At 61.9% G+C, this 25,465-nt stretch carries 27 protein-coding genes; 2 read left to right on the forward strand and 25 right to left on the reverse strand.

What is annotated here, in order from left to right:
• Positions 1-59 precede the first annotated feature (59 nt).
• The 11 genes from GV818_RS06310 to ccmA form a co-directional block, all read right to left on the reverse strand.
• The gene (locus GV818_RS06310) at positions 60-1,202 is read right to left on the reverse strand and encodes a hypothetical protein (RefSeq protein ID WP_161776077.1); all 1,143 of its coding nucleotides are present in this window, start codon (positions 1,200-1,202) and stop codon (positions 60-62) included.
• 139 nt (positions 1,203-1,341) lie between these two features.
• Entirely contained in the window at positions 1,342-1,731 is a 390-nt protein-coding gene (locus tag GV818_RS06315; protein WP_161776080.1) for a hypothetical protein, read from the reverse strand.
• 14 nt (positions 1,732-1,745) lie between these two features.
• On the reverse strand, positions 1,746-2,951 hold the full coding sequence (gene ccmI / locus GV818_RS06320; RefSeq protein ID WP_161776081.1) for a c-type cytochrome biogenesis protein CcmI: 1,206 nt from the start codon (positions 2,949-2,951) through the stop codon (positions 1,746-1,748).
• Positions 2,948-3,418: a cytochrome c-type biogenesis protein gene (locus GV818_RS06325; RefSeq protein WP_161753636.1), complete on the reverse strand. Its 471-nt coding sequence runs from the start codon at positions 3,416-3,418 to the stop codon at positions 2,948-2,950. Before GV818_RS06325 ends, ccmI begins: the two co-directional genes overlap by 4 nt.
• Positions 3,415-3,951, reverse strand: a complete 537-nt coding sequence (locus tag GV818_RS06330; RefSeq protein WP_161776082.1) for a DsbE family thiol:disulfide interchange protein — start codon at positions 3,949-3,951, stop codon at positions 3,415-3,417. The genes GV818_RS06325 and GV818_RS06330 overlap by 4 nt, the downstream gene beginning before the upstream one ends.
• A complete protein-coding gene (locus GV818_RS06335) occupies positions 3,948-5,936 on the reverse strand; it encodes a heme lyase CcmF/NrfE family subunit (RefSeq protein WP_161776083.1) in 1,989 nt (662 codons plus the stop codon). Before GV818_RS06335 ends, GV818_RS06330 begins: the two co-directional genes overlap by 4 nt.
• A gap of 3 nt (positions 5,937-5,939) precedes the next feature.
• Positions 5,940-6,395 (reverse strand): cytochrome c maturation protein CcmE, encoded by a 456-nt coding sequence (gene ccmE, locus GV818_RS06340; protein ID WP_161753642.1) that lies wholly within the window; start codon positions 6,393-6,395, stop codon positions 5,940-5,942.
• Positions 6,392-6,568, reverse strand: a complete 177-nt coding sequence (ccmD, locus tag GV818_RS06345; protein ID WP_161753645.1) for a heme exporter protein CcmD — start codon at positions 6,566-6,568, stop codon at positions 6,392-6,394. The genes ccmE and ccmD overlap by 4 nt, the downstream gene beginning before the upstream one ends.
• Positions 6,565-7,320 (reverse strand): heme ABC transporter permease, encoded by a 756-nt coding sequence (locus tag GV818_RS06350; protein WP_161753647.1) that lies wholly within the window; start codon positions 7,318-7,320, stop codon positions 6,565-6,567. Before GV818_RS06350 ends, ccmD begins: the two co-directional genes overlap by 4 nt.
• Positions 7,321-7,410: 90 nt before the next feature.
• Complete coding sequence (gene ccmB / locus GV818_RS06355) at positions 7,411-8,079, reverse strand: heme exporter protein CcmB (protein ID WP_161753649.1); 669 nt, start codon at positions 8,077-8,079, stop codon at positions 7,411-7,413.
• A complete protein-coding gene (ccmA, locus tag GV818_RS06360; RefSeq protein ID WP_256679433.1) occupies positions 8,076-8,657 on the reverse strand; it encodes a cytochrome c biogenesis heme-transporting ATPase CcmA in 582 nt (193 codons plus the stop codon). The genes ccmB and ccmA overlap by 4 nt, the downstream gene beginning before the upstream one ends.
• 250 nt (positions 8,658-8,907) lie before the next feature.
• Here ccmA and GV818_RS06365 point away from each other — a divergent pair, with 250 nt between their 5' ends.
• On the forward strand, positions 8,908-10,491 hold the full coding sequence (locus GV818_RS06365) for a flagellar hook-length control protein FliK (RefSeq protein WP_161776085.1): 1,584 nt from the start codon (positions 8,908-8,910) through the stop codon (positions 10,489-10,491).
• Complete coding sequence (locus GV818_RS06370) at positions 10,488-10,817, forward strand: EscU/YscU/HrcU family type III secretion system export apparatus switch protein (protein ID WP_161753655.1); 330 nt, start codon at positions 10,488-10,490, stop codon at positions 10,815-10,817. Before GV818_RS06365 ends, GV818_RS06370 begins: the two co-directional genes overlap by 4 nt.
• A 95-nt stretch (positions 10,818-10,912) precedes the next feature.
• Here GV818_RS06370 and GV818_RS06375 read toward each other — a convergent pair whose 3' ends face one another.
• The 14 genes from GV818_RS06375 to flhA all read right to left on the reverse strand — a co-directional run bounded on the left by GV818_RS06375 (position 10,913) and on the right by flhA (position 25,255).
• The gene (locus GV818_RS06375) at positions 10,913-11,305 is read right to left on the reverse strand and encodes a DUF2802 domain-containing protein (protein WP_161753657.1); all 393 of its coding nucleotides are present in this window, start codon (positions 11,303-11,305) and stop codon (positions 10,913-10,915) included.
• The gene (locus GV818_RS06380; RefSeq protein ID WP_011060011.1) at positions 11,306-11,788 is read right to left on the reverse strand and encodes a chemotaxis protein CheW; all 483 of its coding nucleotides are present in this window, start codon (positions 11,786-11,788) and stop codon (positions 11,306-11,308) included.
• A 79-nt stretch (positions 11,789-11,867) separates the two neighbouring features.
• Positions 11,868-12,752, reverse strand: a complete 885-nt coding sequence (locus tag GV818_RS06385) for a CheW domain-containing protein (protein WP_161753659.1) — start codon at positions 12,750-12,752, stop codon at positions 11,868-11,870.
• A gap of 84 nt (positions 12,753-12,836) precedes the next feature.
• Positions 12,837-13,625 carry a ParA family protein gene (locus GV818_RS06390; RefSeq protein ID WP_161753661.1) on the reverse strand — a complete coding sequence of 263 codons (789 nt, stop codon included), beginning with the start codon at positions 13,623-13,625 and terminating at the stop codon, positions 12,837-12,839.
• Positions 13,626-13,675: 50 nt separating this feature from the next.
• Positions 13,676-14,563 (reverse strand): flagellar motor protein MotD, encoded by an 888-nt coding sequence (gene motD, locus GV818_RS06395; RefSeq protein WP_372242067.1) that lies wholly within the window; start codon positions 14,561-14,563, stop codon positions 13,676-13,678.
• A complete protein-coding gene (locus GV818_RS06400; protein ID WP_161753665.1) occupies positions 14,563-15,303 on the reverse strand; it encodes a flagellar motor protein in 741 nt (246 codons plus the stop codon). Before GV818_RS06400 ends, motD begins: the two co-directional genes overlap by 1 nt.
• Positions 15,303-16,418 (reverse strand): protein-glutamate methylesterase/protein-glutamine glutaminase, encoded by a 1,116-nt coding sequence (locus GV818_RS06405; RefSeq protein ID WP_161753667.1) that lies wholly within the window; start codon positions 16,416-16,418, stop codon positions 15,303-15,305. Before GV818_RS06405 ends, GV818_RS06400 begins: the two co-directional genes overlap by 1 nt.
• A 47-nt stretch (positions 16,419-16,465) precedes the next feature.
• Positions 16,466-18,736, reverse strand: coding sequence for a chemotaxis protein CheA (locus GV818_RS06410; RefSeq protein ID WP_161776086.1), 2,271 nt, complete (start codon positions 18,734-18,736; stop codon positions 16,466-16,468).
• A gap of 12 nt (positions 18,737-18,748) precedes the next feature.
• Positions 18,749-19,537 (reverse strand): protein phosphatase CheZ, encoded by a 789-nt coding sequence (locus GV818_RS06415; RefSeq protein WP_161753671.1) that lies wholly within the window; start codon positions 19,535-19,537, stop codon positions 18,749-18,751.
• A gap of 30 nt (positions 19,538-19,567) precedes the next feature.
• A complete protein-coding gene (locus GV818_RS06420) occupies positions 19,568-19,939 on the reverse strand; it encodes a chemotaxis response regulator CheY (protein WP_003183998.1) in 372 nt (123 codons plus the stop codon).
• 166 nt (positions 19,940-20,105) lie between these two features.
• Entirely contained in the window at positions 20,106-20,846 is a 741-nt protein-coding gene (fliA, locus tag GV818_RS06425; protein ID WP_011060003.1) for an RNA polymerase sigma factor FliA, read from the reverse strand.
• On the reverse strand, positions 20,843-21,673 hold the full coding sequence (gene fleN, locus GV818_RS06430; protein WP_011060002.1) for a flagellar synthesis regulator FleN: 831 nt from the start codon (positions 21,671-21,673) through the stop codon (positions 20,843-20,845). Before fleN ends, fliA begins: the two co-directional genes overlap by 4 nt.
• 118 nt (positions 21,674-21,791) lie before the next feature.
• A complete protein-coding gene (flhF, locus tag GV818_RS06435; RefSeq protein WP_161753673.1) occupies positions 21,792-23,114 on the reverse strand; it encodes a flagellar biosynthesis protein FlhF in 1,323 nt (440 codons plus the stop codon).
• Between the two features lie 11 nt (positions 23,115-23,125).
• Positions 23,126-25,255, reverse strand: a complete 2,130-nt coding sequence (gene flhA, locus GV818_RS06440) for a flagellar biosynthesis protein FlhA (RefSeq protein ID WP_161753675.1) — start codon at positions 25,253-25,255, stop codon at positions 23,126-23,128.
• Positions 25,256-25,465 lie beyond the last annotated feature (210 nt).

Genomic DNA, 25,465 nt, shown 5'->3' on the forward strand with positions numbered 1-25,465 from the left:
AATCGGCGAGCGCCAAAACCGGGCGTTAGAGGATTACCTGGAGCAGTTGCTGGCGTGTCTCAAATACGCTCGCGCACCAGCACTTCGATATTCACCGCTTCACCCCAGCGCCGTAGCCGGTCGATCAGGCCCGGATCGGTTTCTCCCACCAGGTACAGGATGTCGATGGTCTGGGTCGCCGCCCACTCGACAAACTCGCTGCTGTCGAACTCGGCAAGGGTCGTGAGGCGGAACTCGTTCTCGTAAAAGCCCGGCGTCACCGGGACCGGAGAGTCCTGGGGGCTGGCCCCGGCAATGAATTCACAGGACAGGTGCACCACGCCCCATTGCGCCACACGCCAGTTCCTCAGCGCCTCGTCCAGCCGGGCACGGGCGCCACGGACAAATCCCAGGCCATCGATCACCACACGCTGGTTGACGATCAGCCACAGCTTGCGCCGCCGTGGCGCCTTGAGCAGCACCTCGCCAGTGACCTTGGAAGCTCGCAGGGCCAAGGCGATCACCAGCAGCAACGGCACGCAGTAGCCATAGAGCTTCTCGGCCTGGCTGACCTCGGTCAGCCCTTGCAACCGGTGGACATCGGCCCGCTGACGCTCGATCTCGCCGAAGGTCTCGCTCAGGCGCTCAAGCCATTGGCTGACCAGCGGCGCTGAATACTCGCTACGAAGATCCCCCAGGGCCTGCTGCACCTTGATCACCGCCAACGCCGACAAGCGCCCGTCGGCCGAGCGCTCCAGAGCGGCAAAGCGCTCGCACAGCCGACTGACCTGGGCTGCATCCTGGGGTTCAGGCAGATCCTTGGCGGCCTTGCAATGTTCACTGCCGAGCATGTCGTCGATTTCGGCCGCGATACGCTTGTGCAGGCGACTCTCGGCACTTTGTGCCAACTGGTAATCAGTCTGGAACCAATCCACCCGCACTGCCTGAGTGGCACTGATCAAGGCCAGGGACGCCAGCAGCAGCCAACCATAATCCACGCGCTTCCAGCCGACTTCCCCCAGCCGGAACACCGAGATCAAACTCCAGCAGAAGAAGTAGTACATGAAGGCGAACGCCACCAACAGGTACACCGGCGCCAGGGACAGATAGATCAATTCCGGCACATCGGCCGACCCCTGGCCATACACCAGCAACAAGACACCGACCACAGCCAGCCAAAACACCATGGGCGCAAAATAGGGTTTATTCAGGTCTTTCTTCATTGGATGCTCAACGACAACGACTCAGGAACACCCCGCTGTATCGGCCAGCCTTCCCGGGGCTTAAATAATCCGCCAGCCGTGGCAAGGCTTGCGCCGGCTCGGGCCTGCGCGGGTGCAGTCAGGCAGCGAGGCCTGGGGTTTACTGGTATTGGCGCCCCAACCCGGCCGGAACCCCATGAATATCGGTGTCTTCCCAAGGTCCATCCGGGCTGATGGAGCGGCTCCAGCCGTTGTTCCAACGGTAGTAGGTACGCTGGCGATAGAAGGTATCGCTCTGGTTCTCCAGCACATACACCCCAAGTCGCGCGTCCCAGTGGCTGTGGCCGCCCGGTGGCGGGGCAAAGCTCGCCGAAGTACGTGGCAGGGGCTTGGCAGCGGGGATCGGCGCGCCGGGCGTACTCGGCGCCGGGCGGGTGCTCGGCCGCGCAGGCGGAATCGGCTCGGAGCTGGTGGGCTGAGGCCGCGAGACCGTACAAGCGCTCAACCCCAGGACCAGTGCTAACAGGGTGATACGAGCGATGACGGTCATGGCGGTTTCTCTGATTATTGATCCGGGCTGTCGATGGTCAACTGCTGGGCGGCAGTCGTGCTGCTGGCCAAGGGCTGGCTGCGCCCGACCCACTCGCCGGCCGTTGGCTGGCCGGCGCGGGATACGCGCGCAACCAGTTGGACTTCAGGGAAGTTCGACAGTTTCAACTGCGGCATCATTGCGTCGGCATCGCCCAACTCGACGGTTACCGGCAGATCGGCCACGGTCACACGCTTGGCCGCCAGTGGCGCGGGCGGGCCCTGGGTGGCGCGAGCGAAGATGAACACGCTGTCATCCGGCTGGACCTTGGCCTTGAGCTCGGCCGCCAGGTCAACCCGGACCTTGAGCAAAGCGCCATTGGGCTTGGTCGCAGGCTCAGTCGCGACCTTGCCGCCGCTGGCCACCAGCTTCTCGCTGGCGCGATCGATACCGCCCTGCAGTGCTGCACGCGAGTTGTCGTCCGGTGGCAGTTGCGCCTGCAGGCGCTTCCAGTAATCGATGGCTTCCTGGAATCTCCCGCCTTCAAAGGCTGCAATCCCCAGTAGCCCGAGGCTGGTGACTTCGTTGGGATCGGCTTTCAGCGCTTCGTCGGTCAAGCCCCGGACCTTGTCCGACCATTGCTTGTTGTCTGCGAAGTACTGGGCCTGGGCCCACTGCCCGAGCAGCTCCGGCTGGCGCCCGGCCAGGGCCACGGTGCGCTCGAAGATCTTCGCCGCGTCCGCAGGACGGTCCTGGGCCATGTAGGTGCGTCCGAGGAAATACAGGCCCTCGGCGGAATCCGGCTGCGCTGCTACCGCACGTTCCAGGCGCCGAGTCATTTCGTCCATGGACTGTGGCGCTTGGGCGAACTCCCGGGTCAGTTCAACCTTGTCGCTGGCACCGAAGTGCAGGTACAGGCCCAGCCCCAGGATCGGCACCAGCAACGCCGCCAGCAACGGCAACGGCTTGCCCAGGCGCGAGGTGCGCACCGGGCCGTTGCCTTCGGTGTCCGCCAGCAGTTCGCGGGCAGCTTCGGCGCGACCGCTGTCCATCTGTTCGGCACTGAGCACGCCTTCCTGCTGCTGGCTGTGCAGCTCGGCCACGCGCTCTTCATAAAGCGCCACGTTCAGCGCGGTACGATCCTCTTCACGCTGAGCACGACGCTCACGCAACACCGGGATCAACAGGAAACTCAGGGCAATCAGGAGCAGCAGGCCTGCCGCAAGCCAGAAATCAATCATGGGTGGTTTTTATCCAGCAGTTGGTCGAGGCGCTGACGCTCTTCGACGGAAAGCGTGTTCGGGCTGTCGCTGCGCTCGGCACGACGACGCCGGACAATCACGGCAATGAGCACCAGGCCACCCAGCAACAGTGCGGCAGGGCCGAACCAGAGCAGCGCGGTCTTGCCGGTCAAAGCCGGCCGGTAGCGGACGAAGTCACCGTAGCGATCGACCATGAAGTCGATGATCTGCTGATTGTCCTTGCCCTCGCCGAGCATGCGGAAAATCTCTTTGCGCAGGTCCGCGGCGATGGGTGCGTTGGAGTCGGCGATGTCCTGGTTCTGGCACTTGGGGCAGCGCAGTTCCTTGGTCAGCTCGTGATAGCGTTCGCGCTCGGCGTCGTTGGCGAACTGATAGGTGTCGATGGCGGCGTGGGCCACGCCAGCGATGCTCAGGCCCAGGATGGCAGCGGCTAACCAGCGCTTCATGGCTTGGCCTCATCCACCAGCGCCTGGTACTTGGCGGCCAGCTGTTCGCGCCATACCACTTCGTCGATCACCCCGACGAACTTGTCGCGGATGATGCCCTTGGCATCGATGAAGAAGGTTTCCGGCGCACCGTAGACGCCAAGGTTCAAGCCCAGGGAGCCGTCCTCGTCACGCACGTCCAGCTGATAGGGGTTGTGGAACTCCGCCAGCCACTTCAGGGCGTCGGCATTGACGTCCTTGTAGTTGACGCCGTAGATCACCACGCCTTGCTGGGCCAGCTTGTTCAGCACCGGGTGCTCGACCCGGCAGGAGATACACCAGGTGGCCCAGACGTTGACCAGCGCCGGCTTGCCCAGCAGGTCGGCTCGGGTCAGGGTCTTGTCGCCCTGCACCGCCGGCAGGGAAAACTCCGGGAACGGCTTGCCGATCATCGCCGACGGCAACTCGGCCGGGTCCAGGTACAACCCGCGGTACAGGAACACCGCGACCACCAGGAACAGGGCCAGGGGCAACATCATCATCCAGCGTCTCATGCGGTGGCTCCTGTCATGCCCAGTGCTTCGCGCACGCGGGTTTTAACCTTGACCCGATAACGTCGGTCCATCGCTGCCAGCAAGCCACCAAAACCGGTGAGCAGGCCGCCGAACCAGATCCAGCGCACGAATGGCTTGACGTGCACCCGCACGGCCCAGGCACCCTCTTCCAGGGGCTCGCCCAGGGCGACATACAGGTCACGGGTGAACCCGGCGTCGATCCCGGCCTCAGTCATCATTGAGCTCTGCACGGTGTACAGGCGTTTTTCCGGATGCAGTAGCGCCACTTCCTTGCCGTTGCGCACGACCCGCACAGTGCCTTTGTCGGAGGTGAAGTTCGGCCCTTCGAAGTGCTTGGCCCCCTCGAAGATGAAGTGGTAACCGGCCAGCTCCATGGACTCGCCAGGCGCCAGACGCAGATCGCGCTCGGCACTGTTCTGGCTCGACAGCACGACACCCAGGGCACAGACCGCGATCCCCAGGTGCGCCAGCTGCATGCCCCAGTAGCTTCGAGTCAGGCTGGACAAGCCCTTGATCAAGCCTTTGTGGCGGGTCTTGTCGAAAATGTCGCGTACACCCGCCAACAGCACCCAGGCCGACAGCAGGAAAGTCGCCAGCACCGCCCAGTTGAAGTCGCCATAGGCAATGCCTGCAACCACGGCCAGGGCCACGCTGCCCAACAGTACCGGAGCGAGCATGCCCGCCAACCACTTCACCGGAGTGTCTTTCCAGCGCACCAGCACGCCCACCGCCATCACCACCATCAGCAGCGCCATCAGCGGTATGAACAGAGCGTTGAAGTACGGCGGGCCCACCGACATCTTGGCCCCGCTCAGGGCGTCGAGCACCAGTGGGTACAGGGTGCCCAGGAGAATCATCGAGGCCGCCACCACCAGCACCAGGTTGTTACCCAGCAGCAGGGTTTCCCGGGACCACAGGTTGAAGCCCACCTGGCTCTTGACCACCGGTGCGCGCAGGGCGAACAGGGTCAGGGAGCCACCCACCACGAACAGCAGGAAAATCAGGATGAACACGCCGCGCTCGGGGTCCGAGGCGAAGGCATGCACCGACGTCAGCACCCCGGAACGCACCAGGAAGGTTCCCAGCAGGCTCAGTGAGAAAGCGGCGATGGCCAGCAGCACGGTCCAGCTTTTGAACACACCGCGCTTTTCCGTGACCGCCAGGGAGTGGATCAGCGCCGTGCCGACCAGCCAAGGCATGAAGGAGGCGTTTTCCACCGGGTCCCAGAACCACCAGCCACCCCAGCCGAGTTCGTAGTAGGCCCACCAGGAGCCCAGGGTGATACCGATGCCGAGGAAAGCCCAGGCGACGATGGTCCAGGGCCGCGACCAGCGGGCCCAGGCAGCGTCCAAGCGACCGCCCAGCAGCGCGGCGATGGCGAAGGCGAAGGCCACCGAGAAACCGACATAACCCATGTAGAGCATTGGCGGGTGGACGATCAGGCCGATGTCCTGCAGCAGCGGGTTGAGGTCACGGCCGTCCGCGGGTACCTGAGGCAGAATTCGCGAAAACGGGTTGGAGGTCATGATCAGGAACAGCAGGAAGCCAGTACTGATCATGCCCATCACTGCCAGCACCCGGGCCAGCATCACTTGCGGCAACTGGCGCGAGAACACCGACACGGCGAAGGTCCAGCCACCGAGGATCAGTGCCCACAACAGCAACGAGCCCTCGTGGGCGCCCCACACGGCGCTGAACTTGTAGTACCAGGGCAAGGCGCTGTTGGAGTTGCTGGCGACATAGGCTACCGAGAAGTCATCGCTCATGAAGGCGTAGGTCAGGCAACCGAAGGCGAACACCAGGAACGCGAACTGGCCCCAGGCCGCCGGCTGGGCCAGGCTCATCCACAGGCGATCGCCACGCCAGGCGCCCAGCAGCGGAACCACCGCCTGGACCAGGGCGAAGCACAAGGCGAGGATCATCGCCAGATGGCCGAGTTCGGGAACGAACAGTGCGGAGCTCATGGCTTAACCCTCTTTGGCTGGCGTCGGTGCCGACTGGCCGCTGTCTTTCAGCGCCTTGGTAACTTCCGGCGGCATGTATTTTTCGTCGTGCTTGGCCAGCACTTCATCGGCCACCACCACGCCATCGGCGTTGAGCTTGCCCAGGGCGACAATGCCCTGCCCCTCGCGGAACAGGTCCGGAAGGATGCCGCGATAGGTGATGGTCACCGACTTGTTGAAGTCGGTGACCACGAATTTCACGTCCAGAGAGTCACCGGAACGCTGCAGGGAGCCGGCCTCGACCATGCCGCCGGCACGAATGCGCGTGTCCAGGGGCGCTTCGCCATTGGCGATCTGGGTCGGGGTGTAGAAGAGATTGATGTTTTCCTTCAGCGCACTGAGGGCCAGACCGACGGCAATGCCGACGCCGACGAGAATCGCCAGGATGATCAAAAGACGCTTTTTACGCAGCGGATTCACTTACCGTTCTCCCGGCGCAGACGACGCGCCTCTTGTTGCAGATAACGCTTGCGGGCCAGGATCGGCACCGCCACGTTGAGGGCCAGGACCGCCAGGCAGATGCCATAGGACGACCAGACATACAGGCCGTGATGGCCCATGGCGATAAAGTCGCTGAAGGATGCAAAACTCATCGAGTGGTCTCCAGGCAGCCCTGCACTTCGGCCTTGACCCAACTGGCCCGGGCTTCACGCTTGAGCACTTCCAGGCGCATGCGCAGCAGCAGCACGGCGCCAAAGAAACAGTAGAAGCCCAGCGCCGTGAGCAGCAGCGGCAGCCACATCTCCACCGGCATCGCCGGTTTTTCCGTGAGGGTGAAGGTCGCCCCCTGATGCAGGGTGTTCCACCACTCCACCGAGTACTTGATGATCGGGATATTCACCACGCCGACAATCGCCAGCACCGCACAGGCCTTCGCGGCGCTGTCACGATTACTGATGGCGTTGCCCAAGGCAATCAGACCGAAGTACAGAAACAGCAGGATCAACATGGACGTCAGTCGCGCATCCCAGACCCACCACGAACCCCAGGTCGGCTTGCCCCAGATAGCCCCGGTCACCAGCGCCACGGCCGTCATCCAGGCACCGATCGGCGCAGCACATTGCAGTGCCACGTCCGCCAGCTTCATCTTCCACACCAGGCCGACCACGCCGCAGACCGCCAGCATCACGTAGCAGGACTGCGCCAGCATGGCCGCAGGCACGTGGATATAGATGATGCGAAAGCTGTTGCCCTGCTGGTAGTCCGGTGGCGCAAAGGCCAGGCCCCAGACCACGCCGACAGCGATCAGCAACACCGCGGCGATGCTGAGCCAGGGCAGCATCTTGCCGCTGATGCCATAGAACCATTTAGGCGAGCCGAGCTTATGAAACCAAGTCCAGTTCATTCACTGTTTCCATCACGGGTGCTTTTCGTGGTCGAAAAGCCAGGGTCTTTTCTTAAACAGAAATGATCAAAAAATGATCAGACCTCATTATTATTCGCCGACGCTGATCTTCAGGCCAGCCGCTATTGCAAAGGGTGTCAGGGTTACTGCCAGGGCGGTCAGGCTCCCAAGCCACAGCAGGTAACCGGTGGCCGGCATGCCCTGCAATGCCGCCTGCAAGGCGCCACTGCCGAGAATCAATACCGGGATGTACAACGGCAGGATCAACAGCGCCAGCAACAGGCCGCCGCGCTTGAGTCCCACCGTCAATGCCGCGCCCACCGCGCCCAGCAAGCTAAGCACCGGTGTACCCAGCAACAAGGACAGCAACAACACTGGCAGACAGGCGGCAGGCAGCCCCAGCATCAGCGCCAACAATGGCGCGAGCAAGACCAGTGCCAATCCGGAAAACACCCAGTGTGCCAGCACCTTGGCCAGAACCAGAAGAGCCAGGGGGTGCGACGAAAGGACCCACTGCTCCAGGGATCCGTCCTCAAAATCACTGCGAAAGAGCCCGTCCAGCGAGAGCAGGACGGACAATAAGGCCGCTACCCAGACCAGCCCCGGAGACAAGGTTTGCAACAATTGCGTCTCAGGTCCCACGGCCAACGGGAACAGTGCGACAACGATTGCGAAAAATACCAGGGGGTTGGCCAACTCCGCCGGACGACGACAAAGCAACCGCGCTTCGCGGGCTACCAACAGGGCAAAGACACTCATGCGGCCCACCGCCCCAAGTCCATGTCTCGGTAACCCGAGGGCATCCGGGTCAAGCTGTGGTGGGTCGTCAGGACCACCGCGCCACCACGCTCGCAATGGGCGGCCAGGTGTTCTTCGAGCTGGGCCACGCCCTGCTTGTCGAGGGCGGTGAAAGGCTCATCGAGAATCCACAGCGGTGGGCTGTCCAGGTACAACCGGGCCAGAGCCACGCGGCGCTGCTGGCCGGCGGAGAGGGTATGACAGGGCACATCTTCGAAGCCCCGCAGGCCGACCGCGGCCAGGGCCTGCCAGATCGCCTCGCGCCGGGCGGGCTGGTGCAGGGCGCAAAGCCAGCTGAGGTTCTCTTCGGCGGTGAGTAAATCCTTGATGCCGGCGGCATGACCGATCCACAACAGGTTGTGTGCCAGCTCCGTGCGCTGAGCATGCAACGGCAAGCCATTGAGCAGCACCTCGCCGCTGGTGGGCTGCATCAGGCCGGCGAGCAAACGCAACAGGCTGGTCTTGCCGCTACCATTTGGGCCACTGATCTGCAGCATGTCTCCGCCAGTCAGGCGCAACTCGAGGTGTTCAAACAGCATCCGCCAATCACGCTCACAGGCGAGTGCTACGGCTTCGAGAAGAGGGCTGGTCAAGGGATAGAGGGCCTTTACGGGTTCAAGTCGGCAATGGAGCGGCCGTTAAAGGGATGCAGGATAAATGCATCGACGACCGGTTCTAGAGAGCTGCGTCAAACATTTGCAATGTTTTCACCACTCCCCCAAAGACGGGCGGCATTATACATGCGAAGCCCTACTCTCAAGAGGGCTAATTTCCACAGGTTGTGTCCGAATGACAGGCGAAATCAACATCCTCCCGCTGCCCCAGACAACTGCGCCCGGCGCCTCGCGCCCGCAAGCGATCAGCGGTGAACTGCTCAAGCTGGTGCAACCTCTGGAAGGCCTGATTGCCGCCGGCCAGAGCGCCAAGGCCGAAGTGCTGTCACTCAAGCAGACCGACCAGACCTTCCAGCTGCTGCTCAAAGTGACCCTGGACAACGGCCGGCAAACCACCCTGCAGGCCACCAGCAACCAGCCCCTGCCGCAAGGCACCAGCCTGACGATCACTCAGCCTTCGGCGAGCAACCTGGCGATCACCGTGCAACAGGCCATCGCCTCCAATGTCGCCGCGCTGACCCGACTGGACACCACACAACTGCCTCCCGGGACCCTGCTCCAAGGCAAGGTACTGACGACCCAGATGCTGCCCCAGGGCAGCAACCAGCCGGCGATCTACCGCTCGCTGGTGAGCCTGCTCAATACCGCCCAGAGCGGGACCACCCTGAGCATCGACAGCCCGCAGCCACTGCGCATCGGCAGCCTGCTCAGCGCCCTGGTCTCGGACTCGCAAACCCTGAACTTCGTGCCCCTGAGCAACCGCCAGGAACAATTGGCCATTGCCGCACAACTGGCCAGCCAGCAAAGCCGCCAGGGCTCCTTGAGCGGACTGATCAATGCCCTGCAGAACCTGCCCGCCGACAGCGACCCGACGACGACTTCCACCGACCTGCGGGCCGCCGTCGAACGCCTGCTGGCTGGCCTGCCTGATCCACAACAGTTGAGCACTCCCCGTGGGCTGGCACAGGCCCTGCTGGGCAGCGGCCTGTTCCTGGAAGCCAAGCTGCTGGCCGGGGCCAACCCGGGGCAGGCTCCGGACATGAAGGCCGACCTGTTGCGGCTGATCGCCCAACTGACTCCCGGCCTGCCCTCCTCCAGCAGCTTCAATGCGATCATCGCCGCCAATACCCTGGCCCAATCGCTGCCGAGTTTCGTTCGCAGCGCCCTGGGCACCCTCGGCCAAGTCAGCGCCAAGAGCCCGCCCAGTGGCTTTCCACTGCCCGAGCGGCTGCTGCAGAGCCTGGAAGGTGAAGGTGATCTGCAACAGCTATTGCGCCTGGCGGCTGCCGCGGTATCACGCTTGCAGAGCCACCAGCTGGCAAGCCTGGAACAAAGCGGCCTGACCGACGATGGACGGCAACTGACCACCTGGCAGCTGGAAATCCCCATGCGCAACCTGCAGGACATCGTGCCCTTGCAGGTCAAGCTGCAACGCGAAGAGGCGCCAGAACCGGAGCCGCAACAGAAACGCGAAGAGCGCGAGCCCAAGCAGGCCCTGTGGCGGGTCGACCTGGCCTTCGATCTGGAGCCGCTGGGACCGCTGCAGGTCCAGGCGCAACTGATTCAAGGCCGGCTGTCCAGCCAGCTCTGGGCTGAACGCCCCTACACTGCGAGCCTGATCGAAAGCCATTTGGGCAACCTGCGTGAACGCCTGCTGGCTTCAGGACTGAATGTCGGCGACCTGGATTGCCACCTCGGCAGCCCGCCCCAAGGCCCGCAAACTCGACTGGAACAACGCTGGGTGGACGAAACCGCATGAAGCACTCTGCCCCACCCCGCCAGGCCATTGCCCTCAAATACGATGGCCAGCAAGCCCCGACGCTCACCGCCAAGGGCGACGACGAACTGGCAGAAGCCATCCTCAAGATCGCCCGGGATTATGAGGTACCGATCTACGAGAACGCCGAGTTGGTGAAACTGTTGGCGCGACTGGAATTGGGCGAGAGCATTCCCCCGGAGCTGTACCGGACCATCGCCGAAATCATTGCCTTCGCCTGGAATCTCAAGGGCAAGTTTCCGGCTGGGCATGATCCGCAGCAGGGAGAATTAGAGAGGGACATCACCGAACGCGGTGACGATTACTGACGCTAGCCACCGCCGCACAAGGCCCGAAGATCCTTTCGAAGCCCCAAGGGCGGCGCCTGCTTCGGCGCCGACCGCAGCTTGCGACAGCAGCTATATCAGTTTTTGTGCATCTTGCTGACCAGCTCCGCCTCGGCCTGGGTCAGGCCACAAGACTGGGTCAGCTCGTCAACACTGGCGCCCATGCCTACCAAGCGTGCGGCCTGGGCGAAGGACAGACTGGAGGGGTCACGCTGTTCCAGCTGGGCCAGCTTGTCCGGCAAAGGCGCCACCACCGCACGTAACTCGTGCAGATCCTCACCCATGCGCACCGTACCATTCTGATAATGGTCGACGCGCTTGGACAGTTCCTTGATCCGCTGGTCACGTACAGCATCGCCCTCGGCCTGCTGCGCAGCAATCTGCCGCTGGTTGCGGGTGTAAGACAGGAAAAACGCCACAGTGGCGACCCAGAGGATCGCCAGGACAATTACCGCTACCTCGAGGATCAATCAGATACTCTCCAGTTCCGACCATTCCTCTTCGCTCATCATCTTGTCCAGCTCAACCAGAATCAGCAGTTCGCCGTTCTTGTTGCAGACACCCTGGATGAACTTCGCCGACTCTTCGTTACCGACATTCGGCGCGGTCTCGACTTCAGACTGACGCAGATAAACCACTTCCGCCACACTGTCGACCATGATCCCGACCACTTGCTTGTCGGCTTCGATGATGACGATCCGGGTGTTGTCGTTGACTTCGGTAGGCACCAGGCCAAAGCGCTGGCGGGTGTCGATCACAGTGACCACGTTGCCGCGCAGGTTGATGATCCCCAGCACGTAGCTCGGAGCACCCGGCACCGGGGCAATCTCGGTGTAGCGCAGGACTTCCTGGACGCGCATCACGTTGATGCCGTAGGACTCGTTATCCAGCTTGAAGGTGACCCATTGCAGGATCGGATCTTCGGAACCCTGTGCAGACGACGACTTATTCATACCCTGACCCCTCAAAAAACCGTTGAAAACGGCGTGTGTTCTGTGTGGCCACGCCCGACGGACATGGCCTGTTGTTGGTTTACTTCGGCTTGTGGGCCGCTTGACTGATAGCCATCTGCTTGGCGCCACCGGTGGCGATCAACTCGGCCAGTTCGGCAACGTCGAGCAAAGCACACATGTGTTCAATCACTGTGCCGGCCAGCCACGGGCGCTGGCCACGATGACTGCGCCATTTGATTTCATTGGGGTCCAGACGCAGCGAGCGGCTGACTTGATGCACCGCCAGCCCCCACTCATACCCCTGGACCGAGATCACGTACTGCAGGCCCTGGCGGAAATCGTCGCGGTAGCGGTCCGGCATGACCCAACGCGCGGTATCCAGGACTTTCAGGTTACCCGCCTGGCTCGGCAAGATGCCGAGGAACCACTCCGGCTGACCGAACAGTGGCGTCAGCTCCAGCCCCGCCAGGGAATAGATCGAACCCAGGCATACTAGCGGCACCGCCAGGGTCAACCCGGCGACATCGAACAACAGGCATTCGAAAGGCTCGGCCGCCCACTCGGGACGGTCATTACCCGTCACCGGAGGCGGTGTATTGCTCGGAGGCAAGTGCACGTCGACAACCGGCGGCACCAGAGCCTGGAGCATCGGCACCACCGGCGAGATCGAAGCTGGCAAGGACACCGGCGCTTCCAGCACCGGAGCCACTACTGCGGCAGGCGCTTCGACTCGGACAGCAGGCAGCACCTGATGCTGAACCCTGGCGTCTCGTGCCTGCTCTTCCAGCACCGCGGCCTGGAAGTCGTCCAGCGCTTCGCTGGCGGCCTCCAGGATTACTGGTGGGGCAATCGGGGCCGGTGGTTCTGGCGGCAACAGTTCTTCAGTGGCGTCCTGCAACAACGCATCCAGGTAGGACTGCAGCGCCAGCTGCGGCCGGCTCTTTATATCCAGGGGACGGCTCATGAGGATGCCCACGCAAAAACCCCGACACAGTGATGTGTAGGGGTTATCGGCCGGGCTGCCGAGTGACTTGAATAACGCTTCACGTCAAGCCACCTGCGCCACAAGTTGCTGGGTCAGCAGGTGCTTGAGCAAGGCTTTATAGGCCAGTACGCCGCGGCTCTTGCCGTCAAACTGCGAGGGCGTGACTCCGGCCCGGCTGGCATCCCGCAGGCGGGTATCCACCGGAATGTAGCCTTGCCAGATGTCCTCGGGAAACTTGTCGCGCAAAATACGCAAGGTGCCCAGGGAAGCCTGGGTCCGACGGTCGAACAGGGTCGGCACGATGGTGAACGGTAGCGGCTGCTTGCGCGAGCGGTTGACCATCGCCAGGGTATTGACCATGCGTTCCAGCCCCTTGACCGCCAGATGCTCGGTCTGCACCGGAATCACCAACTGCTGGCTGGCCGCCAGGGCATTGACCATCAGCACCCCGAGCAACGGCGGGCTGTCGATCACCGCATAGTCGAAATCCTGCCAGAGTTGCGCCAGGCTCTTGGCAATCACCAGGCCCAGGCCACTCTGCCCCGGAGACTGGCGCTCGAGGGTAGCCAGGGCAGTGCTCGAGGGTAATAGCGAAATACGCTCATGACTGGTGCCCAGCAACAGCTGGCCCGGCAAGTCCTCGGGCACGCTGCCCTTGTGCAGGAACAGGTCGTAGCTGCTGTGTTCCAGGGTATCCGGGTCATAGCCGAAGTAACTGGTCATGGAACCGTGGGGGTCGAGATCGACCACGACCACGCGCTTGCCCGCCTCGGCCAGCAAGCCGGCTAAAGCGATGGAACTGGTGGTTTTACCGACACCACCCTTTTGATTGGCAACTGCCCAGACTCTCATTCGGTTTGTTCCTCCCGCCCGGCCACAGCGGGGCGAGACATAGCGCTAAGTTATAAAGCGGGTGACGGAGAATTGACGGCGCTTCCCTGTACCGGCGTTTTCACCGGGGTCGGTGCAGTTTGTGTGCCAGCACGCTTGAGTGCCGCATCCGGTGTCGCATTGGCGGTTCCGGTGCCGGTCAGGCTGCGACGCACATCCAGGTTGCGCGACACCACCAGCACCACCCGGCGGTTGCGCGCCCGGCCATCGGCAGTGGCGTTGTTGGCCACCGGCTGGAACTCGCCATAACCCACCGAGGCCATGCGCGCCGGGTTCACCCCCTGCATCGCCAGCATCCGCACGATGCTCGCCGAGCGCGCCGAGGACAGCTCCCAGTTGGTCGGGTATTGCGCGGTCTGGATCGGCAGGTTGTCGGTGAAACCTTCGACATGGATCGGATTGTCGAAAGGTTTGAGGATCTTCGCCACCTTGTCGATGATGGTGAACGCCTGGTCGCTGGGCATGGCATCACCACTGCCGAACAACAGGCTGGAGTTGAGCTCGATCTCTACCCACAGTTCGTTGCCACGCACGGTCATCTGATTGGAGCTGATCAGGTCACCAAAGGCTGCGCTGATGTCATCGGCGATGCTTTTCAGCGGATCACTGGCACCGGAGATGCCCGCGTCGACCTGGTCGCTGTCCTTGACCAGCGGCTTGGCTGGGGTCACCGTCTTCGGCCGCTCATCGCCGATGGGAATCGGCTTGAGGCTGCGATCGGAGTCACTGAAGACCCCGATCAAGGCTTCGGAAATCACCTTGTACTTGCCCTCGTTGATCGAGGAAATCGAGTACATGACCACGAAAAAAGCGAACAAAAGGGTGATGAAGTCGGCATAGGAAACCAACCAGCGTTCGTGGTTTACATGTTCTTCTTGCTGGCGACGACGAGCCATAATCAGTCCATGAAGCCTTGCAGCTTCAACTCGATGGAACGGGGGTTCTCGCCTTCGGCAATCGACAGGATGCCTTCCAGCAACATTTCCCGGTAACGCGACTGGCGCAGGGCGATGGCTTTCAGCTTGGCGGCAACCGGCAGCAGCACCAGGTTGGCACTCGCCACCCCGTAGATGGTCGCAACGAAGGCCACGGCGATGCCGCTGCCCAGTTGCGACGGATCGGCCAGGTTGCCCATCACATGAATCAAGCCCATTACCGCGCCGATGATGCCAATGGTCGGCGCATAGCCGCCCATGCTTTCGAAGACCTTGGCGGCTTCGATATCCCGGCTTTCCTGAGTGTAGAAGTCCACCTCAAGAATGCTCCGGATAGCTTCTGGCTCGGCGCCGTCCACCAGCAATTGCAGGCCTTTGCGCGAATAGGTATCCGGCTCGGCATCCGCCACGCCTTCCAGGCCCAGCAGGCCTTCCTTGCGTGCGGTCAGGCTCCAGTTGACCACCCGGTCGATGCCACCCGGCAGATCGACCCGCGGTGGAAACAGGATCCACACCAGGATCTGCATGGCCCGTTTGAAGGCACTCAACGGCGACTGCAGCAAGGCTGCCCCGATGGTGCCGCCAAGCACAATCAGTGCCGCCGGGCCGTTGGCCAGCGCCGACAGATGACCGCCTTCCAGGTAGTTGCCGCCGATGATGGCGACAAACGCCATGATGATCCCGATAAGGCTGAGCACATCCATCAGAGACAGGCCTCGACCAGGTGCCGGCCGATGTCATCCAGGCTGTACACCGCATCCGCCAGGTTGGCTTTGACGATGGCCATGGGCATGCCGTAGATCACGCAACTGGCCTCATCCTGGGCCCACACCGCACTACCACCTTGCTTGAGCAGGCGTGCGCCCTCACGACCGTCAGCGCCCATGCCGGTAAGCACCACCGCCAGAACTTTGTCGTTATAGGACTTGGCCGCAGAACCGAAGGTGATATCCACACACGGCTTGTAGTTCAGGCGCTCATCACCAGGAAGAATCTTCACCGCACCGCGCCCGTCGATCATCATCTGCTTGCCACCGGGAGCCAACAACGCCAGGCCCGGACGCAGGATGTCACCATCCTCGGCTTCCTTGACGCTGATGCGGCAGAGCTTGTCCAGTCGCTCGGCAAAGGCCTTGGTGAAGGCCGCCGGCATATGCTGGATCAGGACGATGGGGGCCGGGAAGTTGGCCGGCAACTGGGTCAGGACCCGCTGCAGCGCCACTGGGCCACCGGTGGAAGTACCGATCGCCACCAGCTTGTAGGCCTTGCGCTTGGGCGCAGGCGATGCCGGACCAGCCGCTGGAGCACGGGCAGGTGCCGGTGCTGGCGCCGGGCGCGCAGTGCTGCTGAAGCTGGAAGCACTCGGTGCAGGGGCGGCCGCCGGCTGCGGCGCCGGAGCGCTGTAGCTGCTGAAACGCCGATTGCTGCGCGAGATGCTGTGAACCTTCTCGCACAGCATCTGCTTGACCTTCTCGGGATTGCGCGAGATGTCTTCGAAATTCTTCGGCAGGAAATCCACAGCCCCGGCATCCAGCGCATCGAGGGTCACTCGGGCGCCTTCATGGGTCAGGGACGAGAACATCAGGACCGGCGTCGGGCAGCGCTGCATGATATGCCGCACTGCAGTGATGCCATCCATCATCGGCATCTCGTAGTCCATGGTGATCACGTCCGGCTTGAGCGCCAGGGCCTGATCGATCGCCTCTTTACCGTTGGTCGCCGTACCGACGACCTGGATATTCGAATCTGCTGAAAGAATTTCCGAGACGCGGCGGCGGAAAAAACCCGAATCGTCCACCACCAGGACTTTGACTGCCATAAACACTCCGTTAGGTGGGGCGAGGCCAACCGCCCCTCCCCGCCGAATCAAATACGCCGTGCGGCGTAACGCTTGAGCATGCTAGGAACATCGAGAATCAGAGCGATGCGGCCGTCACCGGTAATGGTGGCGCCGGACATGCCCGGGGTTCCCTGAAGCATTTTGCCCAAGGGCTTGATGACCACTTCTTCCTGGCCCACAAGCTGATCGACGACAAAGCCGATCCGCTGAGTGCCCACCGAAAGGATCACTACATGGCCTTCACGCTGCTCTTCATGAGCGGCGGAACTGACCAGCCAGCGCTTGAGGTAGAACAGGGGTAATGCCTTGTCGCGCACGATCACCACTTCCTGACCGTCCACTACGTTGGTGCGCGACAGGTCGAGATGGAAGATCTCGTTGACGTTGACCAACGGGAAAGCAAACGCCTGGTTGCCGAGCATCACCATCAACGTCGGCATGATCGCCAGGGTCAACGGCACCTTGATGACGATCTTCGAACCCTGGCCCTTGGTCGAGTAGATGTTGATCGAACCGTTGAGCTGGGAAATCTTGGTTTTCACCACGTCCATGCCCACGCCACGACCGGAGACATCGGAGATCTCGGTCTTGGTAGAGAAACCCGGGGCAAAGATCAGGTTGTAGCACTCGCTGTCGCTCAGGCGGTCGGCGGCGTCCTTGTCCATCACGCCACGCTTGACGGCAATCGCCCGCAGGACGTTCGGGTCCATGCCCTTGCCGTCGTCGGAGATCGACAGGAGGATGTGGTCACCCTCCTGTTCCGCCGCCAGCACCACCTTGCCGCCACGGGACTTGCCCGAGGCTTCGCGCTCTTCCGGCGATTCGATACCGTGGTCCACCGCGTTGCGCACCAAGTGCACCAGCGGGTCGGCCAGGGCCTCCACCAGGTTCTTGTCGAGGTCGGTTTCTTCCCCTACCAGTTCCAGGTTGATCTCTTTCTTCAGCTGCCGTGCCAGGTCGCGAACCAGGCGCGGGAAGCGCCCGAAGACCTTCTTGATCGGCTGCATGCGGGTCTTCATGACCGCGGTTTGCAAGTCGGCGGTGACCACGTCGAGGTTCGACACCGCCTTGGACATGGCTTCGTCGCCGCTGTTGAGGCCCAGGCGCACCAGACGGTTACGCACCAGCACCAACTCGCCGACCATGTTCATGATTTCGTCCAGGCGCGCGGTATCTACCCGCACCGTGGTTTCCGCTTCGCTGGTGGGTTTTTCCGCCGGCGGGGCAGCAGCAGCGCGAGCCGGGGCAGCAGCAGGAGCAGGAGCAGCGGCAGGCTTCGGCGCTTCGGCCTTGACCTCAGGCTTCTTCGCCACTGGCTTGGCGACTGCCGCGGTAGCCGCAGCAACCGGCGCAGCCGTTGTCGCAGCTGCAGGTTTCGCCGCACCCGGAGTTTCAGAGAACTTGCCCTTGCCGTGTAACTCATCCAGCAGGGATTCGAATTCGTGATCGCTGATCAGGTCGCCACCCGCTGCGGCGGCGCTAGGCACCACTGCTGCAGGTACCGCGGCCACTGCCGACTCCAGAGCATCGACAGCAAAGCTGCCCTTGCCATGCAGTTGGTCCAGCAAGGCTTCGAATTCGTCATCGGTGATTTCATCACCACCGGCGGCCGCACCACTGGCGGCCTGGGCCGCTGCAGGTACTACCGCATCAGGTGCGAACTGACCCTTGCCGTGCAACTGGTCCAGCAGCGACTCGAACTCGGCATCGGTGATTTCATCGCCGGCCGGCTCACCTTGCGCCACTGCTGCGGCGGGCACTGACTCGGCGTCGGCCTTGGCGGCATTCAGCGAATCGAGCAGGAGTTCGAATTCGTTGTCGGTGATATCACCCTCTGAGCTTTGGGCCTCAGGCTCGACAACGGCTGGAGCCACCTCCTCCACAGCTGGCGCTGCAGGTTCGGCGCCGGCGGGCTCTGCCAGGCGCGCCAAGGCGGCCAGCAGTTCCGGGGTCGCAGCGGTAATTGCGGTGCGCTCACGGACCTGGCTGAACATACCGTTCACCGCATCCAGAGCCTCAAGCACCACGTCCATCAATTCCGAATCGACACGCCTCTCACCCTTGCGCAGGATGTCGAAGACGTTCTCGGCGATGTGGCAGCACTCCACCAGCTCATTGAGCTGGAGGAAGCCGGCGCCCCCTTTAACAGTGTGAAAACCGCGAAAAATTGCATTGAGCAAGTCCGCATCATCTGGCCGGCTTTCCAGCTCGACCAGTTGTTCGGACAATAGCTCTAGAATCTCGCCGGCCTCAACCAGGAAATCCTGAAGGATCTCTTCATCGGCGCCGAAGCTCATTAATGGGTGCTCCTAGAATCCAAGGCTGGAAAGCAAATCGTCTACATCGTCCTGACCGGACATAACGTCTTCCCGTTTATCGGCATGAATCTGTGGACCTTCACCCTTGGCGAGATGTTTTTGCGGATCTTTTTCAGCGAGGATCGATTCGCGGTCATGTTCGATACCGGCAAAACGATCGACCTGGCTGGCCATCAACACCAGTTTGAGCAGATTACTTTCGACTTCCGTGACCAACTGGGTCACACGCTTGATTACCTGGCCGGTCAGGTCCTGGTAATCCTGCGCCAACAGAATGTCGTTGAGGTGGCCCGAGACGGTGCGATTTTCCTGCTCGCTGCGAGTCAGAAAAGCGTCGACCCGACGCGCCAGCTCACGGAACTCTTCAGCCCCGACCTCGCGCCGCATGAAGCGTCCCCAGTCCGCGCTCAAGGCCTGTGCTTCAGTGCTCAGGCCGTTGACCAGCGGGGTGCTGCTCTCTACCAGGTCCATAGTGCGGTTGGCAGCGGCTTCCGTCAGCCGAACCACATAGGACAGGCGCTCGGTGGCATCCGTGATCTGTGAAACTTCCTCGGCTTGCGGCATGTGCGGGTCAATCTGAAAATTGACGATCGCGCTATGCAGCTCGCGGGTGAGCTTGCCCACTTCCTGGTACAGGCCACGGTCACGGGTCTGATTAAGCTCATGGATCAATTGCACTGCGTCGCCGAATCTGCCCTTTTCAAGGCTCTCGACCAGTTCCAGGGCGTGCTTTTTCAGGGTCGACTCAAAGTCGTCCAGTGAAGATTCGTTATGCTCCATAGCTCCCCCGTGGCGGAATGGCTACGCACATCAACCGATGCGCTCGAAGATCTTTTCGATCTTCTCTTTCAACGCCTGGGCCGTGAATGGTTTGACCACATAGCCGTTCACCCCGGCCTGGGCAGCTTCGATGATCTGCTCGCGCTTGGCTTCGGCAGTTACCATCAACACCGGCAGGTGCTTGAGCTTTTCATCGGCACGCACGTGGCGCAGCAGGTCGATACCGGTCATGCCGGGCATGTTCCAGTCCGTTACCAGAAAGTCGATGCTTCCGCTGTTGAGTACCGGAATGGCGGTGGTGCCATCGTCGGCCTCGACCGTGTTGGTGAAACCCAGATCACGCAACAGGTTTTTTATGATCCGCCGCATCGTTGAAAAGTCATCAACGATGAGGATTTTCATGTTCTTGTCCAATTCGACCTCCAAGCAGTCTTAAACGCGTCCAGCACCTGAACGCGCCATTCAATCAATTCGGCATAACACACAACGACTGCATGAAGCACATACTGCAAAACCGGTGCTGCGCCTGGCCCCACCGGTCTTGATCGCAGTGTCCCCACACTGCCTGTCAGCGCGCTCGCCACTCCCCCAAACGCCCCCGCAAGCGGGCTGCGCACTGGCTGTGTAACTGGCTGACCCGCGATTCGCTGACCCCCAGGACCTCACCGATTTCCTTGAGGTTCAGCTCTTCGTCGTAGTACAGCGCCAACACCAGTCGCTCGCGCTCCGGCAAATTGGCAATCGCATCCGCCAACGCGGCCTGGAAGCGTTCATCCTCCAGGTCTCGTGACGGCTCGAGATGAGCACTGGCGCCATCCTCGTGCAGCCCTTCATGCTCGCCGTCCTGCAACAGATCGTCGAAACTGAACAGGCGACTGCCCAAGGTGTCGTTCAAAATCCCGTAATAATCGTCGAGACTCAATTGAAGTTCGGCCGCAACTTCGTGATCTTTAGCGTCACGACCGGTTTTAGCTTCAATTGCGCGAATTGCATCACTGACCATGCGCGTATTACGGTGCACCGAACGGGGTGCCCAGTCGCCTTTACGGACCTCATCGAGCATCGCCCCACGAATCCGGATACCGGCGTAGGTTTCAAAGCTCGCGCCCTTGCTCGCATCGTATTTGGTCGACACTTCGAGCAAACCGATCATCCCGGCCTGAATCAGGTCTTCCACCTGAACACTGGCCGGCAACCGCGCCAGCAGGTGATAGGCGATACGCTTGACCAGAGGCGCATAGCGCTCGATCAATTCGTACTGGCTATCACGCGCCGACTTCTTGTAAAGGTTGTAGCCACTGGCAGTCATAGCACCGGTCCCGCTGTTTGATGCACTAGCCGCTCGACAAAAAATTCCAGATGCCCGCGAGGGTTCGCCGGCAACGGCCAGGTATCGACTTTTTGCGCGATGGCCTTGAACGCCAATGCACACTTCGAACGAGGAAAGGCTTCATAGACCGCACGCTGCTTTTGCACGGCCTTGCGTACGCTTTCGTCGTAGGGAACTGCGCCGACGTATTGTAAAGCCACGTCCAGGAAGCGATCCGTGACCTTGGTCAATTTTGCAAACAAGTTGCGCCCTTCTTGAGGGCTCTGTGCCATGTTGGCCAGGACCCGGAAACGATTCATGCCGTAGTCGCGATTGAGCAGCTTGATCAGCGCATAGGCATCGGTGATCGAGGTCGGCTCGTCACAGACCACCAGCAATACTTCCTGGGCCGCGCGAACAAAACTGACTACCGAGTCACCAATACCCGCAGCGGTGTCAATCACCAGCACATCGAGATTGTCGCCAATGTCACTGAAGGCCTGGATCAGGCCCGCGTGCTGGGCGGGGCTCAGGTGCACCATGCTCTGGGTACCCGAGGCGGCCGGGACAATGCGGATGCCGCCAGGCCCCTGGAGCAGCACATCGCGCAGCTCGCAGCGACCCTCGATGACATCGGCGAGGGTGTGTTTGGGAGTCAGCCCCAGCAGGACATCGACGTTGGCCAGACCCAGGTCGGCGTCCAGCAGCAACACCCGCCGACCCAGCTCAGCCAGAGCCAGGGACAAGTTTACTGACACGTTAGTCTTGCCGACGCCACCTTTGCCGCCGGTCACCGCAATCACCTGTACGGGATGCATGCTGCCCATGTTCTTTCTTTACCTTGTCTTACTTAGACGGGGCCACATAACTGGCTGCGCGTTCACCATTGGAACAATGCATGGCAGACCATCGATGTAGATACAGTGCAATCTATTCATGCTTACCTCAGCCAACCCGCTTGGTCGAGCTGTGGTAAAGGTCAGCGAACATGTCGGCCATGGCTTCTTCGCTGGGTTCTTCCTGCATCTGCACACTCACTGCGCGACTCACCAGTTGGTGTCGGCGTGGCAGGTGCAAGTCGTCAGGAATCCGCGGCCCATCGGTCAGATAGGCAACCGGCAGTTCATGACTGATGGCCAGGCTCAAGACCTCGCCAAGACTGGCTGTTTCATCCAGTTTAGTCAGGATGCAACCGGCCAGGCCGCAACGCTTGTAGCTGTGGTAGGCGGCGGTCAACACCTGTTTCTGGCTGGTGGTTGCCAGCACCAGATAATTCTTCGCCCTGATCCCGCGACCAGCCAAGCTTTCCAGCTGCATGCGTAACGCCGGATCGCTGGCCTGCAGACCGGCGGTGTCGATCAGTACCACGCGCTTGCGCAGCAGCGGATCCAGGGCCTGGGCCAGGGATTGGCCAGGGTCGACATGGGTCACCGAGACATTGAGGATCCGGCCCAGGGTCTTGAGCTGCTCCTGAGCGCCGATACGGTAACTGTCCATGCTTACCAGCGCGATGTTCTGCGCGCCGTACTTGAGCACGTAGCGCGCCGCCAGCTTGGCCAGGGTCGTGGTCTTGCCCATGCCGGCAGGACCGACCATGGCGATCACGCCACCCTCTTCCAGCGGCTCGATTTCCGGGGTCAGGATCATCCGCGCCAGGTGCGCCAGAAGCATGCGCCAGGCCTGCCGGGGCTCGTCGATTTCCACAGTCAACGCCAACAGGTCGCGGGCCAGTGGACCGGACAAGCCGATACGCTGCAGGCGGCGCCAAAGATTGGCCTGCTCCGGACGACTGCCTTGCAGCTGACTCCAGGCCAGGGAGCCCAGCTGCACTTCCAGCAGCTCGCGCAGGCCATTGAGTTCGAAGCGCATCGAATCCAGGGCCCGGTTATCGGCAACCGGTGCCGCAGGGGCCGGTGCCGGGCGCGGGCGCTCGGTCAGGGTCGGCTCGATCAGCGGCTCGGCAGCTGTCAGCGGCAGGCCGGCGAACAGCTGGCGATTGGTGATCGCGGTACTGTCGCCCTCGCCCCGCAGGCTCAATTCGGCCTGGGCGGTGACGATCCGCGACTGGGTCTTGCGCAGTTCATCCTCAAGTTCCATGTTCGGGACCCGGGGCGACAACGCCGACAACTTGTAATCCAGCGCAGCCGTCAACTCGACGCCCCCGGCAATCCGCCGATTGCCGATGATGGCGGCTTCAGCGCCCAGCTCATCACGAACCAGCTTCATGGCCTGACGCATATCGGCGGCAAAAAAACGCTTAACTTGCATAACCCACTACCTCAGCCGTTGGGCCCTACTGTCGCAACGATGGTCACTTGCTTGTTGTCAGGAATTTCCTGGTACGCCAGCACATGCAAACCCGGGACGGCGAGACGGCCGAACCGCGAGAGCATGGCGCGGACCGGACCCGCCACCAACAGAATCACCGGTTGACCTTGCATCTCTTGACGCTGCGCCGCTTCGATCAGCGAGCGCTGCAGTTTCTCAGCCATGCTTGGCTCCAGCAGAACGCCTTCTTCCTGGCCTTGTCCTGCCTTCTGCAGACTGCTGAGCAAAATTTGTTCCAACCTTGGCTCCAAGGTGATCACAGGCAGCTCAGACTCAGTGCCTACAATGCTTTGGACGATGGCGCGAGACAATCCGACGCGTACCGCAGCAACCAAAGCGGCAGTATCTTGACTCTTGGCGGCATTGTTGGCGATGGCCTCGGCAATGCTGCGAATATCGCGTACTGGTACCTGCTCGGCCAAAAGCGCCTGCAATACCTTGAGCAACTGTGACAGCGACAGCACGCCCGGTACCAACTCCTCGGCCAGCTTCGGCGAGCTCTTGGCCAGCAACTGCATCAGTTGCTGCACCTCTTCATGACCGATCAGTTCACTGGAGTGCTTGTACAGAATCTGGTTCAGGTGAGTCGCGACCACCGTGCTGGCGTCCACCACGGTGTAACCCAGGGACTGCGCCTGGGGACGCTGGCTGATCTCGATCCACACTGCTTCCAGGCCAAAGGCCGGGTCCCGGGCGGAGATACCGTTGAGTGTGCCGTAGACCTGCCCCGGGTTGATCGCCAGCTCGCGATCCGGATAAATTTCCGCCTCTGCCAGGATCACTCCCATCAGGGTCAGGCGATAGGCGCTGGGGGCCAGATCCAGGTTGTCACGGATATGCACCGTGGGCATGAGGAAGCCCAGGTCCTGGGAGAGCTTCTTGCGCACCCCCTTGATCCGCGCCAGCAACTGCCCACCCTGGTTGCGGTCCACCAGGGGAATCAGGCGGTAACCGACTTCCAGGCCGATCATGTCGATCGGGGTCACATCGTCCCAACCCAGCTCCTTGGTTTCCATGGCACGAGCCGGGGATGGCAGCAGGTCCTGCTGGCGCTGGACTTCTTCCAGGGCCTGGACCTTGACCGCGTTTTGCTTTCTCCACAACAGGTAGGCCGCGCCGCCGGCTACCGCCGCCAGGCTGAGGAAGGAGAAATGCGGCATGCCCGGCACAATGCCCATGACCGCCATCAGGCCCGCAGAGACCGCCAGGGCCCGGGGCGAGGCGAACATCTGCCGGTTGATCTGCTTGCCCATGTCCTCGGAGCCCGAAGCCCGAGTAACCATGATGGCCGCCGCGGTGGAGAGCAGCAGCGATGGCAGTTGCGCCACCAAACCGTCACCGATGGTCAACAGGGCATAGACCCGGCCGGCATCGCCGAACGACATGTTGTGCTGGAAGATACCGACGGCCATGCCGCCGATCAGGTTGATGAACAGAATCAACAGGCCGGCGATGGCGTCACCGCGGACGAACTTGCTGGCACCGTCCATGGAACCGTAAAACTCGGCTTCCTGGGCCACTTCCAGGCGACGCAGCTTGGCCTGGTTCTGGTCGATCAGGCCGGCGTTCAAGTCGGCGTCGATGGCCATCTGCTTGCCGGGCATGGCGTCCAGGGTGAAACGCGCACTCACCTCGGAGATACGTCCGGCACCCTTGGTCACCACCACGAAGTTGATGATCATGAGGATCGCGAAGACCACGATACCAACCACGTAGTTACCGCCGATCACCACTTCACCGAAGGCCTGGATCACCTTGCCCGCGGCGGCGTGACCGTCCTGGCCGTGAAGCATTACCACCCGGGTCGAGGCCACGTTGAGCGCCAGCCGCAGCAGTGTAGCCACCAGCAGGATGGTCGGGAATACGGCGAAGTCCAACGGTCGCAGGGCATACACGCAGACCAGCAGGACCACGATCGACAGGGCAATGTTGAAGGTGAAGAATACGTCCAGCAGGAACGGTGGCACTGGCAGCATCATCATGGCCAGCATGACCAACAGCAGCACCGGCACACCCAGGTTGCCCTGACCGAGGCCGGCCAGGCTACTGCGAGCTGTGTTGATTAACTGAGAGCGATCCACCGATTTACCCCGTTCCGTAAAGCAAACTTTTGACGCCTGAAGCGGCATGGGGCGGCTACTGCAAGAAGCCTTCCAACTTTGCCGCAGCAGCGCAATCCCCCCGCCCCACAGGAATCGGCTTGCCGGCGAACACGATCACGGGGGCGCCCTTACCTGCAAGCGAACCCCGCACGGCCGGCTTCTACAGATCGGGTTAGACAAGGCGAGATA

Origin of the sequence: Pseudomonas sp. Fl4BN1, assembly GCF_009908285.1 — a bacterium.
In the GTDB taxonomy this organism is placed as follows: Bacteria; Pseudomonadota; Gammaproteobacteria; order Pseudomonadales; family Pseudomonadaceae; genus Aquipseudomonas.

What these genes read in the sequence shown, in the direction of transcription:
- GV818_RS06310 (WP_161776077.1), bottom strand. Translation starts at nt 1,202, where the DNA reads ATGAAGAAAGACCTGAATAAACCCTATTTTGCGCCCATGGTGTTTTGG.
- GV818_RS06315 (WP_161776080.1), bottom strand. Translation starts at nt 1,731, where the DNA reads ATGACCGTCATCGCTCGTATCACCCTGTTAGCACTGGTCCTGGGGTTG.
- ccmI (WP_161776081.1), bottom strand. Translation starts at nt 2,951, where the DNA reads ATGATTGATTTCTGGCTTGCGGCAGGCCTGCTGCTCCTGATTGCCCTG.
- GV818_RS06325 (WP_161753636.1), bottom strand. Translation starts at nt 3,418, where the DNA reads ATGAAGCGCTGGTTAGCCGCTGCCATCCTGGGCCTGAGCATCGCTGGC.
- GV818_RS06330 (WP_161776082.1), bottom strand. Translation starts at nt 3,951, where the DNA reads ATGAGACGCTGGATGATGATGTTGCCCCTGGCCCTGTTCCTGGTGGTC.
- GV818_RS06335 (WP_161776083.1), bottom strand. Translation starts at nt 5,936, where the DNA reads ATGAGCTCCGCACTGTTCGTTCCCGAACTCGGCCATCTGGCGATGATC.
- ccmD (WP_161753645.1), bottom strand. Translation starts at nt 6,568, where the DNA reads ATGAGTTTTGCATCCTTCAGCGACTTTATCGCCATGGGCCATCACGGC.
- GV818_RS06350 (WP_161753647.1), bottom strand. Translation starts at nt 7,320, where the DNA reads ATGAACTGGACTTGGTTTCATAAGCTCGGCTCGCCTAAATGGTTCTAT.
- ccmB (WP_161753649.1), bottom strand. Translation starts at nt 8,079, where the DNA reads ATGAGTGTCTTTGCCCTGTTGGTAGCCCGCGAAGCGCGGTTGCTTTGT.
- ccmA (WP_256679433.1), bottom strand. Translation starts at nt 8,657, where the DNA reads ATGCTGTTTGAACACCTCGAGTTGCGCCTGACTGGCGGAGACATGCTG.
- GV818_RS06365 (WP_161776085.1), top strand. Translation starts at nt 8,908, where the DNA reads ATGACAGGCGAAATCAACATCCTCCCGCTGCCCCAGACAACTGCGCCC.
- GV818_RS06370 (WP_161753655.1), top strand. Translation starts at nt 10,488, where the DNA reads ATGAAGCACTCTGCCCCACCCCGCCAGGCCATTGCCCTCAAATACGAT.
- GV818_RS06380 (WP_011060011.1), bottom strand. Translation starts at nt 11,788, where the DNA reads ATGAATAAGTCGTCGTCTGCACAGGGTTCCGAAGATCCGATCCTGCAA.
- GV818_RS06385 (WP_161753659.1), bottom strand. Translation starts at nt 12,752, where the DNA reads ATGAGCCGTCCCCTGGATATAAAGAGCCGGCCGCAGCTGGCGCTGCAG.
- GV818_RS06390 (WP_161753661.1), bottom strand. Translation starts at nt 13,625, where the DNA reads ATGAGAGTCTGGGCAGTTGCCAATCAAAAGGGTGGTGTCGGTAAAACC.
- GV818_RS06400 (WP_161753665.1), bottom strand. Translation starts at nt 15,303, where the DNA reads ATGGATGTGCTCAGCCTTATCGGGATCATCATGGCGTTTGTCGCCATC.
- GV818_RS06405 (WP_161753667.1), bottom strand. Translation starts at nt 16,418, where the DNA reads ATGGCAGTCAAAGTCCTGGTGGTGGACGATTCGGGTTTTTTCCGCCGC.
- GV818_RS06410 (WP_161776086.1), bottom strand. Translation starts at nt 18,736, where the DNA reads ATGAGCTTCGGCGCCGATGAAGAGATCCTTCAGGATTTCCTGGTTGAG.
- GV818_RS06415 (WP_161753671.1), bottom strand. Translation starts at nt 19,537, where the DNA reads ATGGAGCATAACGAATCTTCACTGGACGACTTTGAGTCGACCCTGAAA.
- GV818_RS06420 (WP_003183998.1), bottom strand. Translation starts at nt 19,939, where the DNA reads ATGAAAATCCTCATCGTTGATGACTTTTCAACGATGCGGCGGATCATA.
- fliA (WP_011060003.1), bottom strand. Translation starts at nt 20,846, where the DNA reads ATGACTGCCAGTGGCTACAACCTTTACAAGAAGTCGGCGCGTGATAGC.
- fleN (WP_011060002.1), bottom strand. Translation starts at nt 21,673, where the DNA reads ATGGGCAGCATGCATCCCGTACAGGTGATTGCGGTGACCGGCGGCAAA.
- flhF (WP_161753673.1), bottom strand. Translation starts at nt 23,114, where the DNA reads ATGCAAGTTAAGCGTTTTTTTGCCGCCGATATGCGTCAGGCCATGAAG.